The sequence below is a fragment of the Rhodococcus sp. 14-2483-1-1 genome, assembly GCF_002259335.1.
GTDB lineage: Bacteria > Actinomycetota > Actinomycetes > Mycobacteriales > Mycobacteriaceae > Rhodococcoides.
In genome coordinates, this window is record NZ_NPFX01000021.1 from 497,989 (window position 1) to 511,501 (window position 13,513).

The 13,513-nt window shown below is 64.6% G+C and carries 11 protein-coding genes; 5 read left to right on the plus strand and 6 right to left on the minus strand.

What is annotated here, in order from left to right; translation table 11 throughout:
• Nucleotides 1-26 precede the first annotated feature (26 nt).
• Nucleotides 27-533 carry a 2'-5' RNA ligase family protein gene (locus CH294_RS20875; RefSeq protein WP_032404008.1) on the minus strand — a complete coding sequence of 169 codons (507 nt, stop codon included), beginning with the start codon at nucleotides 531-533 and terminating at the stop codon, nucleotides 27-29.
• A 10-nt stretch (nucleotides 534-543) separates the two neighbouring features.
• Between CH294_RS20875 and CH294_RS20880 the strand changes: the two genes are divergently transcribed.
• Entirely contained in the window at nucleotides 544-1,641 is a 1,098-nt protein-coding gene (locus CH294_RS20880) for an isocitrate/isopropylmalate family dehydrogenase (RefSeq protein ID WP_094738999.1), read from the plus strand.
• Between the two features lie 12 nt (nucleotides 1,642-1,653).
• Here the strand turns inward: CH294_RS20880 and CH294_RS20885 are convergent, their stop codons facing one another.
• On the minus strand, nucleotides 1,654-2,481 hold the full coding sequence (locus CH294_RS20885; RefSeq protein ID WP_037150760.1) for a class I SAM-dependent methyltransferase: 828 nt from the start codon (nucleotides 2,479-2,481) through the stop codon (nucleotides 1,654-1,656).
• A gap of 214 nt (nucleotides 2,482-2,695) precedes the next feature.
• On the opposite strand from CH294_RS20885, the gene rpsA reads away from it, so the two are divergent.
• On the plus strand, nucleotides 2,696-4,174 hold the full coding sequence (gene rpsA / locus CH294_RS20890) for a 30S ribosomal protein S1 (RefSeq protein WP_027497255.1): 1,479 nt from the start codon (nucleotides 2,696-2,698) through the stop codon (nucleotides 4,172-4,174).
• A 162-nt stretch (nucleotides 4,175-4,336) separates the two neighbouring features.
• Here the strand turns inward: rpsA and CH294_RS20895 are convergent, their stop codons facing one another.
• On the minus strand, nucleotides 4,337-4,546 hold the full coding sequence (locus tag CH294_RS20895; protein WP_032378969.1) for a hypothetical protein: 210 nt from the start codon (nucleotides 4,544-4,546) through the stop codon (nucleotides 4,337-4,339).
• Between the two features lie 129 nt (nucleotides 4,547-4,675).
• Between CH294_RS20895 and coaE the strand changes: the two genes are divergently transcribed.
• The gene (gene coaE / locus CH294_RS20900; RefSeq protein WP_094704752.1) at nucleotides 4,676-5,893 is read left to right on the plus strand and encodes a dephospho-CoA kinase; all 1,218 of its coding nucleotides are present in this window, start codon (nucleotides 4,676-4,678) and stop codon (nucleotides 5,891-5,893) included.
• Nucleotides 5,894-5,909: 16 nt separating this feature from the next.
• On the opposite strand, the gene CH294_RS20905 is transcribed toward coaE, so the two are convergent.
• Nucleotides 5,910-6,455 (minus strand): DUF402 domain-containing protein, encoded by a 546-nt coding sequence (locus CH294_RS20905; protein WP_037150755.1) that lies wholly within the window; start codon nucleotides 6,453-6,455, stop codon nucleotides 5,910-5,912.
• Nucleotides 6,456-6,533: 78 nt separating this feature from the next.
• On the opposite strand from CH294_RS20905, the gene uvrB reads away from it, so the two are divergent.
• Complete coding sequence (gene uvrB / locus CH294_RS20910) at nucleotides 6,534-8,696, plus strand: excinuclease ABC subunit UvrB (protein ID WP_057476196.1); 2,163 nt, start codon at nucleotides 6,534-6,536, stop codon at nucleotides 8,694-8,696.
• A 64-nt stretch (nucleotides 8,697-8,760) separates the two neighbouring features.
• Nucleotides 8,761-9,627 carry a hypothetical protein gene (locus CH294_RS20915; protein ID WP_032404013.1) on the plus strand — a complete coding sequence of 289 codons (867 nt, stop codon included), beginning with the start codon at nucleotides 8,761-8,763 and terminating at the stop codon, nucleotides 9,625-9,627.
• Nucleotides 9,628-9,633: 6 nt separating this feature from the next.
• Here the strand turns inward: CH294_RS20915 and CH294_RS20920 are convergent, their stop codons facing one another.
• Together CH294_RS20920 and CH294_RS20925 are read right to left on the minus strand one after the other, a co-directional pair.
• Nucleotides 9,634-10,491 carry an ABC transporter permease gene (locus tag CH294_RS20920; protein ID WP_032404014.1) on the minus strand — a complete coding sequence of 286 codons (858 nt, stop codon included), beginning with the start codon at nucleotides 10,489-10,491 and terminating at the stop codon, nucleotides 9,634-9,636.
• On the minus strand, nucleotides 10,488-13,349 hold the full coding sequence (locus CH294_RS20925) for an alpha/beta fold hydrolase (RefSeq protein WP_094738951.1): 2,862 nt from the start codon (nucleotides 13,347-13,349) through the stop codon (nucleotides 10,488-10,490). The genes CH294_RS20920 and CH294_RS20925 overlap by 4 nt, the downstream gene beginning before the upstream one ends.
• Between the last annotated feature and the right edge of the window lie 164 nt (nucleotides 13,350-13,513).

Genomic DNA, 13,513 nt, shown 5'->3' on the forward strand with positions numbered 1-13,513 from the left:
GGCGACTTCACCTTCTGACGTTGCGGTCAGCCGATTCGCCACTCGCGTTTGGCCTCGCCGTCCCAGCGACGCAGGGCCACGGCAGAGCCCACCAGGTCCTCGATGCTCGTCGACAACAGTCGTACGGCGGTTCCCGCCTCCTCGGACGTCAATCGCCGGGCCAGTGTCACGTGCGGTGTCCATCGGCCGGGGTCGAGGTGATCGAGCGAGTCTTCGCCCACGGCCGCGTGCATCCTGGCGTGCAGATCGAGCAACTCACTGGTCGGAACGACCAGGCGTGCCAGGGTTATCGCCCGACCGCCGAACACGACGAGCCCGCCGAGGCGCACATCGAACGGATCGAAACGAACGGCTGCGCCGTCGTCCACCGCGACGGGCATCGACGCTGCCACCGCGACAGTGATGTGTGGTCGGTTCGATTCACCTCGGTGCCGATTCTGGCTCGGGAGGCCGGCATCCGACAGCGCCGCCCACTCGCGGCGAACCGCAGCATCGAGGCCGGAGTCGAGTAGAAGTTCTGCGGACTGCACCATGGAGGCCATGATGTCGCAGACGGACGGCCGGAATGCAACGACGCTACGGATCGGGGCGATGACCGGCGACGGGATCGGTCACGAGATCGTGCCCGCCACGATCCGAGTGGTCGACGCGGCGATCGCGGCAGTGGGGGGATCGGCGGTCGAGTGGGTGCACCTCCCGCTCGGTCGCGGTGCCATCGACGAGTACGGCACGCCGATACCCGAGAGCACGTTGCAGGAACTGGGCGAGCTAGAGAGTTGGATTCTGGGGCCACACGACAGTGCCTCGTATCCGGAGCCGTTCCGTCCACAGCTGACCCCAGGCGGACGGATACGGAAGGATTTCGACCTGTTCGCCAACATCAGGCCTGCCAAAGCCCTTGCCGGCGTGCGAGCGATGTCGCCGAACATGGACTTGGTAGTGGTGCGGGAGAACACCGAGGGGTTCTATGCCGATCGCAACATGTTCGTCGGCAGCGGCGAATTCATGCCGACTCCCGACGTGGCACTCGCGGTCGGGGTGTTCACCCGCAGGGCATGCGAACGCATTGCGCGCGAGGCATTCCTGCTCGCAGACAGACGCCGCCGCAAGCTCACCATCGTCCACAAGACCAACGTGCTGTCGATGACGACGGGATTGTTCCGCGATGCGTGCCGCGCCGTGGGCGAGCAGTTCCCGCACGTCGAGGTCACCGAGGAACACGTCGACGCGCTGGCCGCACACCTGGTTCGACGCGGTGAGGACTACGACGTCATCGTGGCCGAGAACATGTTCGGCGACATCCTGTCGGATCTGACGGGAGAGTTGTCCGGCTCGCTCGGTACCGCCCCGTCGATCAATTCCTCGCAATCACAGGCCATGGCGCAGGCGTCACACGGTTCCGCCCCGGACATCGCCGGCAAGAATCGCGCCAACCCGACTGCGCTGTTCCTGTCGGCCGCGATGCTGCTCGAGTGGCTCGCCGATCGGCACGGGAACGACCGGCTCGCCGCAGCTGCCGGGCGGATCCGACACTCGGTCGACGACACCGTCGAATCCGGCGTGGCGACAGCAGACCTCGGTGGGCAGGCGTCGACTGGCGCATTCACCGAGACCGTCGAGGCACGGCTGCACCGCCGCTGATCGACGGCGGACTCAGCGCGGCTTTCGACTGCTGAAGATCGCGGTGCCGGGAAAGAGTTGCCCACGCAGCGGGCTCCACTGCCCCCACTCTCGGTCCAGCCACTCCGGCCAGTCCGGCTCGACGATGTCTCGCACCTCGAGGCCGGCGGCGACCAGTTCGCGTACTCGGTCACCGATCGTGCGGTGATGCTCCACGTAGTTCGGGGTCCCGTCGGCGTCGTATTCGACGTAGGGGGTTCGATCGAAGTACGGAATCGTCGCGGTCAGGCCGCCGACCCCCGGATCGTCGGGGAACACCCAGCGCATCGGGTGATTGACGGCGAACACCCAGATGCCGCCCGGTCGGAGCACTCGCGCGACCTCCTTCATGACGTTGGCGGAGTCCGCGACGAACGGAACTGCGCCGAAGGCCGAGCAGACGATGTCGAATCGTTCGTCGCCGAACGGCAACGATTCGGCACTGGCCTGGACCAGCGGAACCGTCGAACCCCCCGCGGCCATGGCGTCGACGCCTCGTTGCAACATGCCCATCGAGATGTCGAGACCGATCGCGCGAGCACCCTGAGCGCCGAGCCAGCGAGCGCACGGTGCACTGCCGCATCCCACTTCGAGGACGTCCTTGTCTGCCACGTCGCCCAACAAGTGCACATCGCCCTCGTGTAGTCCCTCGGGGCACCAGACGAATTCGCCGGTGTCGGTCGACACACCGAGAAACGCGCCGTGCGTACGGTGGTAGTTGTCGGCGTCGGAGTCCCACCAGAGTCTGCTGGCGCGGTCGCTCGCGGCCGAATCGACACGGCCGCGGCCGGGAGTGGACGATGGCTCAGGAAGATCGCTCACACGCCGACTCTAACCGGGTTTGTGCTGGTACTGCGGCATCGCGTACCCTGATCACCGCGAGTGTGTTCATGCTGCGCTCAGGTCGGGTCCGCCCGTCCTCGGCGTTCGCGGAGTCGGCAGGAATATCGCCGTCGACACTCGTGCTGCACATGTTCTACAAGTCCGACCGAACATCCATCAACCGATACCCAACCCGTCCGGAGCAACTCAACACATGCCCTCAACCACAACCTCACCGCAGGTGGCCGTAAACGATATCGGCTCCGCAGAGGATTTTCTCGCAGCCATCGACGCGACGATCAAGTACTTCAACGATGGTGACATCGTCGAAGGCACCATCGTCAAGGTCGATCGCGACGAGGTTCTACTCGACATCGGTTACAAGACCGAAGGCGTCATCCCTTCTCGCGAGCTCTCCATCAAGCACGACGTCGACCCCAACGAGGTCGTCTCCGTGGGAGATGAGATCGAAGCACTCGTCCTCACCAAGGAGGACAAGGAAGGCCGCCTGATCCTGTCCAAGAAGCGAGCTCAGTACGAGCGCGCTTGGGGCACGATCGAGGAGCTCAAGGAGAAGGACGAGGCCGTCAAGGGCACCGTCATCGAGGTCGTCAAGGGTGGACTCATCCTGGACATCGGTCTCCGCGGCTTCCTGCCTGCCTCGCTCGTCGAGATGCGTCGCGTCCGCGACCTCCAGCCGTACGTCGGCAAGGAGATCGAGGCCAAGATCATCGAGCTCGACAAGAACCGCAACAACGTGGTCCTGTCGCGCCGCGCATGGCTCGAGCAGACCCAGTCCGAGGTCCGCAGCGAGTTCCTGCATCAGCTCCAGAAGGGCCAGGTCCGCAAGGGCGTCGTGTCCTCCATCGTCAACTTCGGTGCCTTCGTGGACCTGGGTGGCGTCGACGGCCTCGTGCACGTCTCCGAGCTGTCCTGGAAGCACATCGATCACCCGTCCGAGGTTGTCGAGGTCGGCACCGAGGTCACCGTCGAGGTTCTCGACGTCGACCTGGACCGCGAGCGTGTGTCGCTGTCGCTCAAGGCAACTCAGGAAGATCCGTGGCGCCAGTTCGCTCGGACCCACGCGATCGGCCAGATCGTGCCCGGAAAGGTCACCAAGCTGGTTCCCTTCGGTGCGTTCGTTCGCGTCGAAGAGGGCATCGAGGGCCTCGTGCACATCTCCGAGCTGGCCGAGCGCCACGTGGAGGTTCCGGACCAGGTCGTGGGTGTCGGCGACGACGCGCTCGTCAAGGTCATCGACATCGATCTCGAGCGTCGCCGGATTTCGTTGAGCCTCAAGCAGGCCAACGAGGACTACGCAGAAGAGTTCGATCCGTCCAAGTACGGCATGGCCGACTCGTACGACGAGGGTGGCAACTACATCTTCCCCGAGGGCTTCGACTCCGAGACCAACGAATGGCTCGAAGGTTACGAGAAGCAGCGTGAAGAGTGGGAAGGTCGCTACGCCGAGGCCGAGCGTCGCCACAAGATGCACACCGCTCAGATGGAGAAGACGGCCAAGGACGAAGCTGCCGAAGCCGCCAACACCAACTACTCCTCCGAGTCGGGTCAGGCCCCCGCCGATGCAGAAGGCGATGCTCCCGCAGCATCGGCTCCGGCCTCGACCGGTGGATCGCTGGCCAGCGATGCGCAGCTTGCTGCACTTCGCGAGAAGCTGTCCGGCAACGCCTGATAGAAGTTGTCCACCCGTGAGGGTGTGACCGCAGCCCCGGTTCTCTTCATGAGAGCCGGGGCTTTCTCGTTCGAAAGCAGTCGGGCGGACATGTTCTGCTTGCGAGACGACAATGGACCCGGTTCCGATGAACCGGGCCCATGTGTGAGGGGGAAGTGCGAACTACGCGGCGGTGGCTGGACTCCACTGACCGACGCTCTCCGTACGCTTGCGCATGCTGGCAAAGCTGTGGCGGGCGGGGGTCAGGAGGTTGGTGAACCAGTTACGCCGGTGGTCGGCCAACGCCGAGGCAACTTCCGGAATGAGAACGCAATGTACGCCTGCATCCATGCCAAGGCGGTGCCGACCCGGTTGGATCTGATTGCTTCGCATGGGTGTCCTTTTCAATAGCTGTGGGTCGGCACATCGAGGTCGCGCTCGTCGAAGATAACCGACAGACCTCCGAAACCGGTGTATTTGGGGCTGGTGTGCTTCGGCGTGTTCGAGTGTCAGACTGGGTGCATGCTGAGACTGGGACTGACCGGTGGAATAGGTGCCGGAAAATCGACCGTTGCCAAGGTGCTGACCGAGCTGGGTGGAGTTCTCGTCGACTCCGATGTGCTCGCCCGTGAAGTCGTGGAACCGGGAACGCTTGGCCTGCAACAACTGACGGATACGTTCGGGGCCGACATTCTCTTACCGGACGGTTCGTTGGACCGTCCGGCGTTGGCGGCCGTGGCATTCGGGAACGAGGAATCCCGGAAGAAGCTCAACGGCATCGTCCACCCGTTGGTCGGTCAGCGTACTGCCGAGATCATCGACGGTGCGTCCTCGGATGCCATTGTGGTGCAAGATATTCCGCTCCTCGTCGAAGGCTCGATGGGTCCGTTCTTCCACCTGGTCGTGGTCGTCTGGGTCGATGCCGAAGAGCGCGTACGCCGACTCACCGGGCAACGAAACATGCCCGAGGCCGACGCCCGCGCACGCATCGCCGCGCAGGCAACCGATGACGCACGCCGAGCCGCAGCAGACGTCTGGATCGACAACACCGGTGCGCCGGGCAGCGTCGACGAGCAGGTTCGACTCCTGTGGAACGAGCGCCTGATTCCCTTCGAGCGCAACATCAGAGAGGGCATCGTCGCCCGCACGCATCCGGAACAGGTGACGGCAGACCCGGCATGGGAGTTGCAGGCCCGCCGGATCATCGGCCGCCTGGCTCTCGCCTGTGCGGACGAAGCCGTCCGGATCGACCACGTGGGGTCCACCGCAGTGCCCGGCCTGGACGCCAAGGACGTCATCGACATTCAGATCACGGTGCGTTCTCTCGACGACGCGGATGCGGTCGGTGATCGGTTACGTCTTGCCGGGTTCCCCGGAGTCGAGACCAGTAACTTCGACGACCCCAAGCCTGCATACGGAATGGGCGGTGAGGCAGATCCTGCGGTGTGGGGCAAACGCTTTCACGGCAACGCGGACCCCGGACGTCCGGCCAACGTGCACATTCGGGTCGACGGTTGGCCGAACCAGACTTTCGCCCTGTTGTTCCGCGACTGGCTGCGCGAAGACTCGTCTGTTGCGACCGAGTACTCGGGGATCAAGCGACGTGCCTCCGAGGTGGCCGCAGGGATCAAGGATTACCGTGCGGCGATCGAAGCGTACGAGAACGCCAAGGCACCGTGGTTCGACGTGGCCTACCGTCGGGCGTGGCAGTGGGCTGAGCAGACGAACTGGACTGCCTGACGCAGAGCTGCGCGCATCAGGTCGGCTTACCGTTCCACTCGGTCGGCATCCCGACGGATGCGAGCCACGCGTTCAGGTCGTAGTCGTGCCGCGTCAGTCCTTCGATGGCGGTGATCGATCTGGCCAGCGCGAGCTCGGCCGTCGGGGTGTCGAGGTGTTGCGCCACCCGAGCGTCGAACAACTCGTCGACGTCCAACAGGTCGTAATCGCGGCCGGTACGGACACTGAGGTCGAGATAGTGGTCGACGGATGTCCATCGGGTGGAGCCGGCGGTGTACTCGCCGATGTCGACGTAGTAGTCCTGATCCCTCGCGTGAGCCGGCAGGTAATGGAACACCGAGGCGCGGAGCCCGAGAGCGGGCAGTAGCCAGGACTCGAGGTAGTCGAAGTGGGCATGGTCCGAGGGTCGGGCCATGTACAACCCCCACGGCTCGACGCGGTATTCGTCGACGACACGGACGAACCCCTTGGGATCCACGTTTGTCTTGGCGACGAGGTCGAACGTCTCGTGCTTGGGGGCATGAACGACGGCGTGCGCACCGGCTGACGTGTGAGCGACCATGCCTGTAGAAGCTACCGGGAACCGACGTCCTGGGTCTGCCCGACGGAACTTGTCGGTGGTCGCGTCTACGCTTGTGTAATGGCGTTTGCATCCGAACATCCCGTTGTCGCGCACTCCGAACACCGTCCGGTGGGCGCGATCGAGCGCACCGGACCGGCGTTCGAGGTCGTCAGCGAACACGTGCCGGCCGGTGATCAGCCGACCGCCATCGCCGAGCTCGAACGGCGGATCAAGGCGGACGAGAAGGACGTCGTGCTTCTCGGTGCCACGGGTACCGGTAAATCGGCCACCACGGCCTGGCTCATCGAGAAGCTGCAGCGCCCCACCCTGGTGATGGCACCGAACAAGACTCTGGCTGCGCAGTTGGCGAACGAGCTGCGAGACATGTTGCCCAACAATGCAGTCGAGTACTTCGTGTCGTACTACGACTACTACCAGCCCGAGGCGTACATCGCGCAGACCGACACCTATATCGAGAAGGACTCGTCCATCAACGACGACGTCGAGCGGCTACGGCACTCGGCCACGGCATCTCTGCTCTCGCGGCGTGATGTGGTCGTGGTGGCCTCGGTGTCGTGCATCTACGGCCTCGGCACGCCTCAGTCGTACGTCGACCGGTCGATCGAGCTGGAGGTCAATGTCGAAGTTCAGCGTGATGCACTGCTCAGGCTGCTGGTGGACGTGCAGTACACCCGCAACGACATGGCTTTCACCCGTGGATCGTTCCGGGTGCGCGGCGATACCGTCGAGATCATTCCGTCCTACGAGGAACTGGCGATCCGCATCGAGTTCTTCGGCGACGAGATCGAAGCGCTCTACTACCTGCATCCGCTGACCGGGGACATCGTCCGACAGGTCGATTCGGTACGCATCTTCCCGGCCACTCACTACGTTGCCGGGCCCGAGCGCATGGAACGAGCCGTCAAGGACATCGAAGCCGAACTCGAAGCCCGTCTGGCGGAGCTGGAGGGCAAGGGGAAGCTGCTCGAGGCGCAACGGTTGCGGATGCGGACGCAATACGACCTGGAGATGATCAAACAGGTCGGGTTCTGCTCGGGAATCGAGAACTACTCGCGACACATCGACGGACGAGGGGCCGGCACCGCACCGGCAACGTTGATCGACTACTTCCCCGAGGACTTCTTGCTCGTGATCGACGAGTCGCACGTGACCGTGCCGCAGATCGGTGCGATGTACGAGGGTGACATGTCGCGCAAGCGAAACCTGGTCGATTTCGGGTTCCGCCTCCCGTCGGCGACCGACAACCGCCCGTTGACGTGGGAAGAGTTCACGAAGCGGATCGGTCAGACGGTCTACCTCTCTGCCACCCCGGGAAAGTACGAGCTGGGTCAGACCGGGGGCGAATTCGTCGAGCAGGTCATCAGGCCCACCGGACTTGTCGATCCCCAGGTGGTCATCAAGCCGACCAAGGGGCAGATCGACGATCTGGTGCACCAGATCCGGGAGCGCGCGGAGAAGGACGAGCGCGTGTTGGTGACCACTCTGACCAAGAAGATGTCGGAGGATCTCACCGACTACCTTCTCGAACTGGGCATTCGCGTGCGTTACCTGCACTCCGACATCGACACGCTGCGGCGAGTCGAGCTACTTCGACAACTTCGACTCGGCGAGTACGACGTATTGGTCGGCATCAACCTGCTGCGCGAGGGCCTCGACCTACCGGAAGTGTCGCTCGTCGCGATTCTCGATGCCGACAAGGAAGGCTTCCTCCGAAGCGGCACGAGCCTCATCCAGACCATCGGTCGTGCCGCCCGAAATGTGTCCGGCGAAGTGCACATGTACGCCGACAAGATGACGGACTCGATGACCTATGCGATCGAGGAAACAGAACGTCGGCGCGAGAAGCAGATCGCGTACAACAAGGAGCGGGGTGTCGATCCGCAGCCGCTGCGCAAGAAGATTGCTGACATTCTCGATCAGGTCTATCAGGAAGCCGAGGACACCGACAACGTCGTCGAGATCGGCGGGTCCGGTCGCAACGCCAGCCGCGGGCGACGCGCGCAGGGCGAAGCAGGACGGTCGGTCAGCTCCGGGGTATACGAAGGGCAGGACGTCTCGTCGATGCCGCGCGCAGAACTGGCCGATCTGATCAAGAACATGACCGACCAGATGATGAACGCTGCCCGGGAGTTGAAGTTCGAGCTCGCGGGACGCTTACGAGACGAAATTCAGGATCTGAAGAAGGAACTGCGCGGGATGGATGCGGCCGGGCTCAAATAGGGCAGGCTGGAGACGCGAGTGGAGCCTGCGGAATGAGCCGAAATGGTTCGGATACGGTTCAGCGATGGACGCAACCACCGCCGGCCGCACCTCTCGCGCGCTCGAACTGATTCACTCGATGACCTATTTCCTTCCGGAGACACAGGATGCTCTGGTCGCGGCGGGATTGCCGCCGCGGGCCTGCTATTTCGCGGGTCGGGCAGCGCCTTTGGGACGGGTCGGCGCAGGTGTCGTCACCGCCACGTTCTACAACTTCAACCGTGAACTGGTGGCACCGCTCATCCCGGCCGCCTGGGACATCGCGTCACCCGACGAGATCATGGCCATCCGGTACGAGACTCTCGACGCTGCCTTCGGCCGACTGCTCGGCCCCGAGGTTCTGACGTCCGCGGACATGGCCGAGGCGGCCGACCTGGCATCGATCGCAGCCCGTGGAATCCCCGGCGACGACGGTCGACCCCTGTACGCCGCATACTCCGAGCTCGACTGGCCCACTGCGCCGCATCTGGTGCTGTGGCATGCCCTGACCCTGATCCGCGAATACCGCGGCGACGGTCACATTGCGGCGCTGCAGACGGCGGGCCTGAGCGGGCTCGAAGCGCTGATCACCCACACCGCCACCGGCTACGGCTTCGAGAAGGAGTTCGCGCGTAAGCGTCGCGGATGGTCGACCGAGCAGTGGGATGGCGCGGTCGCATCTTTGGCCGACCGAGAACTGCTCTCGTCCGATGGTGCCCTGACTCAGGACGGCAAAGATCTCCGCACGTTGGTCGAGGACATCACCAACGACCTCGCTGTTGCGCCGTGGGCCGCCCTCGGCGAGGACGGTGCCGCTCGGCTGGTCTCGCTCGCGACGCCGTGGCGTGAGTCGATCGTCGGTCAGGGCGTCATTCCCGACGGCGTCTTCGGACCGGCGATCAAGAAGAATTAGGCCGCCTCAGCTGGTGATGTCCTTGGTCGCGAAACGCCGCCACGCGATCAACCCGAACACGGCCGCGTACGTGATGGCCGAGAACGATCCCACCACCATGTCGTTCCAGTCGATACTCGTTCCGAAAGCGTCGATCCACGAATTGGCGTAGTGCCCGGGCAGGTAGTTGCGAAGTGACCCCAGTGCGGTGATCTGATCGAGAATCTGCATCAGAATCGACGTCATCACCGCGCCGCCGACGGCCCCGAGCGGGGCGTCGGTGAGCACTGACAGCAGCATCGCCAGGCCGGCCACCCACAGCAGGTTGATGCCTATGTACGCGACTGCGATCAGTAGCCGCACCAGTGAGGTTCCGTACGACAGACCCTCACCCAGTGGGGTGATGAGCGACTCTGCGCCGTACATCACGGTGCCGATCAACAGCGAAACGCCGACAAGCACGACGATCGCCGCACTCGACAACGTGGCCGACACCAATGCCTTCTGCGTCAGCAGTCGACTCCGAGGTACCGGGATGGCCAGGAGGTACCGCAGACTCGACCACGAGGCCTCGCTCGCCACCGAGTCGCCGAAGAACAGCGCCACCACGACGATCAGTAGGAACCCCACCGACATGAACAGAGCGAAGACCGTGAAGTTCATGCCTCCGCGAGTTCCGAGTTCGATCAGTCCACCGGCGTCCGAGTCGGCACTCGAGCTGCCGACGGTGAAGGCGATCGCAAGAATCACCGGGAGCAGGGCAAGAAATCCGATGGCCAACTGAGTGCGACGGCGTCCCAGCTGCCTGCGCAACTCGGTACGGAAGGGCAAGGTACTGCCGCCGGTGTAACCGGCAGCGCGCCCGTCTGCGTGTGCGGTGCTCATGAGCGATCCTTGCTGGTGTCGGACCTGGGGGTGTCTCGGTGGACCAGGTCGAGGAACACATCCTCGAGGCGGGTCGATTGGGAGAATCCGCGCACCGAGACGCCCGCGGTGACGAGTTCTCGGATGACTACGGCGGAGTCGGCGTCGGTCAGGTCGACGGTCACCGTTCCGTCGTCGACGATCACCGCGCCGTCGTGGCCGGAGGCACCCAGCACCGACCGCGCGCGGGTGGCGTCGTCGACCCTGATCTCCGTTTGTCCGCCCGCTGCGGTCAATTCGCGGACCGTTCCGGAACTGATCACCGATCCGCGATTCATGACGACCACATGGGTACAGGTCTGTTCGACCTCGGCGAGTAGATGGCTCGACACCAACACCGTTCGACCGGTCTTCGCGTAGTTGATCAGCACGTCGCGCATCGTCCTGATCTGCGGTGGATCGAGTCCGTTGGTCGGCTCGTCCAGGACCATCAGATCCGGCAGCCCCAGCATGGCCTGGGCGATGGCCAGCCGCTGCCGCATGCCCTGGCTGTACGACTTGACCTTGCGTTCGATTGCGGTGCCGAGGTCGGCGATCTCCAGTGCCTCTTCCAGGTGGGCGTCCTCGATCGGCCGCCCGGTTGCCTCCCAGTACAACCGTAGGTTCTGAGTTCCGGTCAGGTGGGGAAGAAATCCTGATCCCTCGACGAACGAGCCGAGTCTGGACAGCACCGGCGCGCCCGGCGTCACCTTGTGGCCGAAGACGCGGATGTCACCGCCGGTGGGAGTGATCAGGCCCATCAGCATCCGCAGGGTGGTGGTCTTTCCGGCACCGTTGGGCCCGAGGAGACCCAGAACCTGGCCCTGCTTCACCTCGAAGCTCACGCCGTCGACCGCGCGGAAGCCGTTCGAGTACGTCTTGGCCAGATCGGTGATCACCAGCGGAGTGTCGATCAGACTCTCGTCCACTTCGGCGACCGCGCGGCGTCTGGTCCGCACGACTCCGGCCACGATCGCACCAGCGACCGCGAGCAGGACGACCCCGATGCCGATCAGCGGTGCCACCGGAACGGTGCTGTTGGCGCTCTCCTCTGCAGGGACTGTGGGCAACGCAATGGTGTTGTCGGTCATGGCCACGCTGAACTGGGCCGGTTCGAGCGGAACGGCGTAGGCCTGATCCGTGGTGGAAACGCTCAGTTCGAGGTGATGACCCTGCTGGACGGTGTAGCTGATGCCAGGCAGCGCGACGGTGACATCGACGGGATCGATGCCCTCGGTGTCGGGGAGGCGGATCGCCGAGACCGCGCCGCCTGGAAGCGTTCTGGTGCCGTTCGGCGCAACGTCGTAGAGCTTCGCGAACAGAACGGCTTGACCCGGTGAGGCCAGTGACGCCACTCGCAGGTTCACTCGAGGTACACCGGTGATCGTCACGGACGAATCGACGGGATCGCTTGTGAACGTCGCCGACTGGCCCGGCAAGTCCGCGGTCAGGGCTGCTCCGGCCCCGGTCGATCCGAGAGTCGAGAGCACCGAGCCCAAACCGGGTACCGACGAGATCGCCGACGGCGACGCTCCGGGCGGACGAATGATCGACTGGTTCTCCGCCTTGGGAGTGAAAGTGACGGATTCGGTCCGGGTGGCGTCGGAGTCGGCCGCCAGTCCCGGGTAGTCGGGAGCGGTCATCCGGCGGTTGCGGTCGCCGCCGCGCTCGTCGGCTGCCCGCTGAGTGGAGTAGACGAACGGCTGGCCACCGGTGGCAGTGTCGTTGTCACGCAACGTCGTGTCGAAGAAGTCGGCGATGGCCCGATCGCTCGTGCCGTCCGTTCCGCCGGCGTCGTGGCCGCCGTCGAACCATCGCACGGTGACGTTCCCACCGGCCGCCGCGATCTGACGCGCCGTCGCGTCGGCCTGATCCAGGCCGAACAATGTGTCCTGGGTGCCCTGCACCAGCAGAGTCGGTGCGGTGATGTTCGACGCCACCGCGACGGGTGAGTGTGCGGTCAGCAGATCGAGGAGCTGTTGGCTGGGGATCCCCGTCACCGCGGATTGGGCGTAGGCGTCGCAGAACTCGGGAGAAAACCTGCCGCACGCAGACGCGCCCTCGCCGGTCCCCGATGTTTCGGTCCCTGCATCACCGCTGTCATCGCCGTCGCTGGGCGGCGTGCTCGCTGCGCCCGCTCCGAAGAACACACCGGCCCAGCCGCGCTTGAGCACGCCGGGTCCGCCGTACTCCGCCGCGGCGGGAGTGACCGTGTCGCCGAGGGCTTCTCGGCCCTCGGTCGAGGTGACGCCGTAGTTGGGGAACAGGGCCTGACCCAGGTCGTTCCAGGTGATCGCGGCGGCGATGGAATCGATGCGGGGGTCGGTGCCGCCTGCACTCAGTGCCAGTGCGCCGCCGTACGAACCACCGGCGACTCCTATGTGAGGGTCGCCGGGAGCGTCGAGTTCCACTTCCGGTTGTTCGGCGAGCCAGTCGATGAGTCCGCGAGCGTCGGCGACTTCGCGATCGGGGTCGTTGATCGAGATCGAACCCGTGCTGTCGCCGAACCCGCGTGCGCTGTAGGCGAGGACGGTGTACCCGCGAGCCGCGAGGTCACGTGCCTCACCGTCGACCGAGTCCTTGCTGCCGCCGAAACCGTGGGCGAGGAGCACCGTCGGCGCGGGTGTGACAGCCGGGGCGTAGAGCCGCGCGTCGATGTCGACGGTGCCCGTCGACTCGGGGCTGTCCGGTAGCGTGATGCGCGCATCACGAGTGGATGTGTCGGCGCTCGAATCCTGGGGGAGGAGTACGAATGCGAGAGCGGCTGCCGCTAGAACTGCAATCACAGCGGCGCCGACAGTCATGGCCCGTCTCGACAGTGGCGGGCGGGGAATCGGCATGCAAACCAATGTATGTGAGTGGCGCGGATCGTGTTGTTCCCCAAGTTCACGTGCCGATCGGCCGGTTCCGGCTAATGTCAGCGAATCAGTCTCCGGACCACGTCATTCGGTCCTGTGACTTGCACCAATCGAGATCGACCAGAAGTGTCACATCTGTGTGTGAC

Excerpts from the sequence above, each read along its gene's own strand:
- rpsA (WP_027497255.1), top strand. The coding sequence starts at position 2,696 with ATGCCCTCAACCACAACCTCACCGCAGGTGGCCGTAAACGATATCGGC.
- CH294_RS20915 (WP_032404013.1), top strand. The coding sequence starts at position 8,761 with ATGGACGCAACCACCGCCGGCCGCACCTCTCGCGCGCTCGAACTGATT.
- uvrB (WP_057476196.1), top strand. The coding sequence starts at position 6,534 with ATGGCGTTTGCATCCGAACATCCCGTTGTCGCGCACTCCGAACACCGT.
- coaE (WP_094704752.1), top strand. The coding sequence starts at position 4,676 with ATGCTGAGACTGGGACTGACCGGTGGAATAGGTGCCGGAAAATCGACC.
- CH294_RS20880 (WP_094738999.1), top strand. The coding sequence starts at position 544 with ATGTCGCAGACGGACGGCCGGAATGCAACGACGCTACGGATCGGGGCG.
- CH294_RS20895 (WP_032378969.1), bottom strand. The coding sequence starts at position 4,546 with ATGCGAAGCAATCAGATCCAACCGGGTCGGCACCGCCTTGGCATGGAT.
- CH294_RS20875 (WP_032404008.1), bottom strand. The coding sequence starts at position 533 with ATGGTGCAGTCCGCAGAACTTCTACTCGACTCCGGCCTCGATGCTGCG.
- CH294_RS20925 (WP_094738951.1), bottom strand. The coding sequence starts at position 13,349 with ATGCCGATTCCCCGCCCGCCACTGTCGAGACGGGCCATGACTGTCGGC.
- CH294_RS20920 (WP_032404014.1), bottom strand. The coding sequence starts at position 10,491 with ATGAGCACCGCACACGCAGACGGGCGCGCTGCCGGTTACACCGGCGGC.
- CH294_RS20905 (WP_037150755.1), bottom strand. The coding sequence starts at position 6,455 with ATGGTCGCTCACACGTCAGCCGGTGCGCACGCCGTCGTTCATGCCCCC.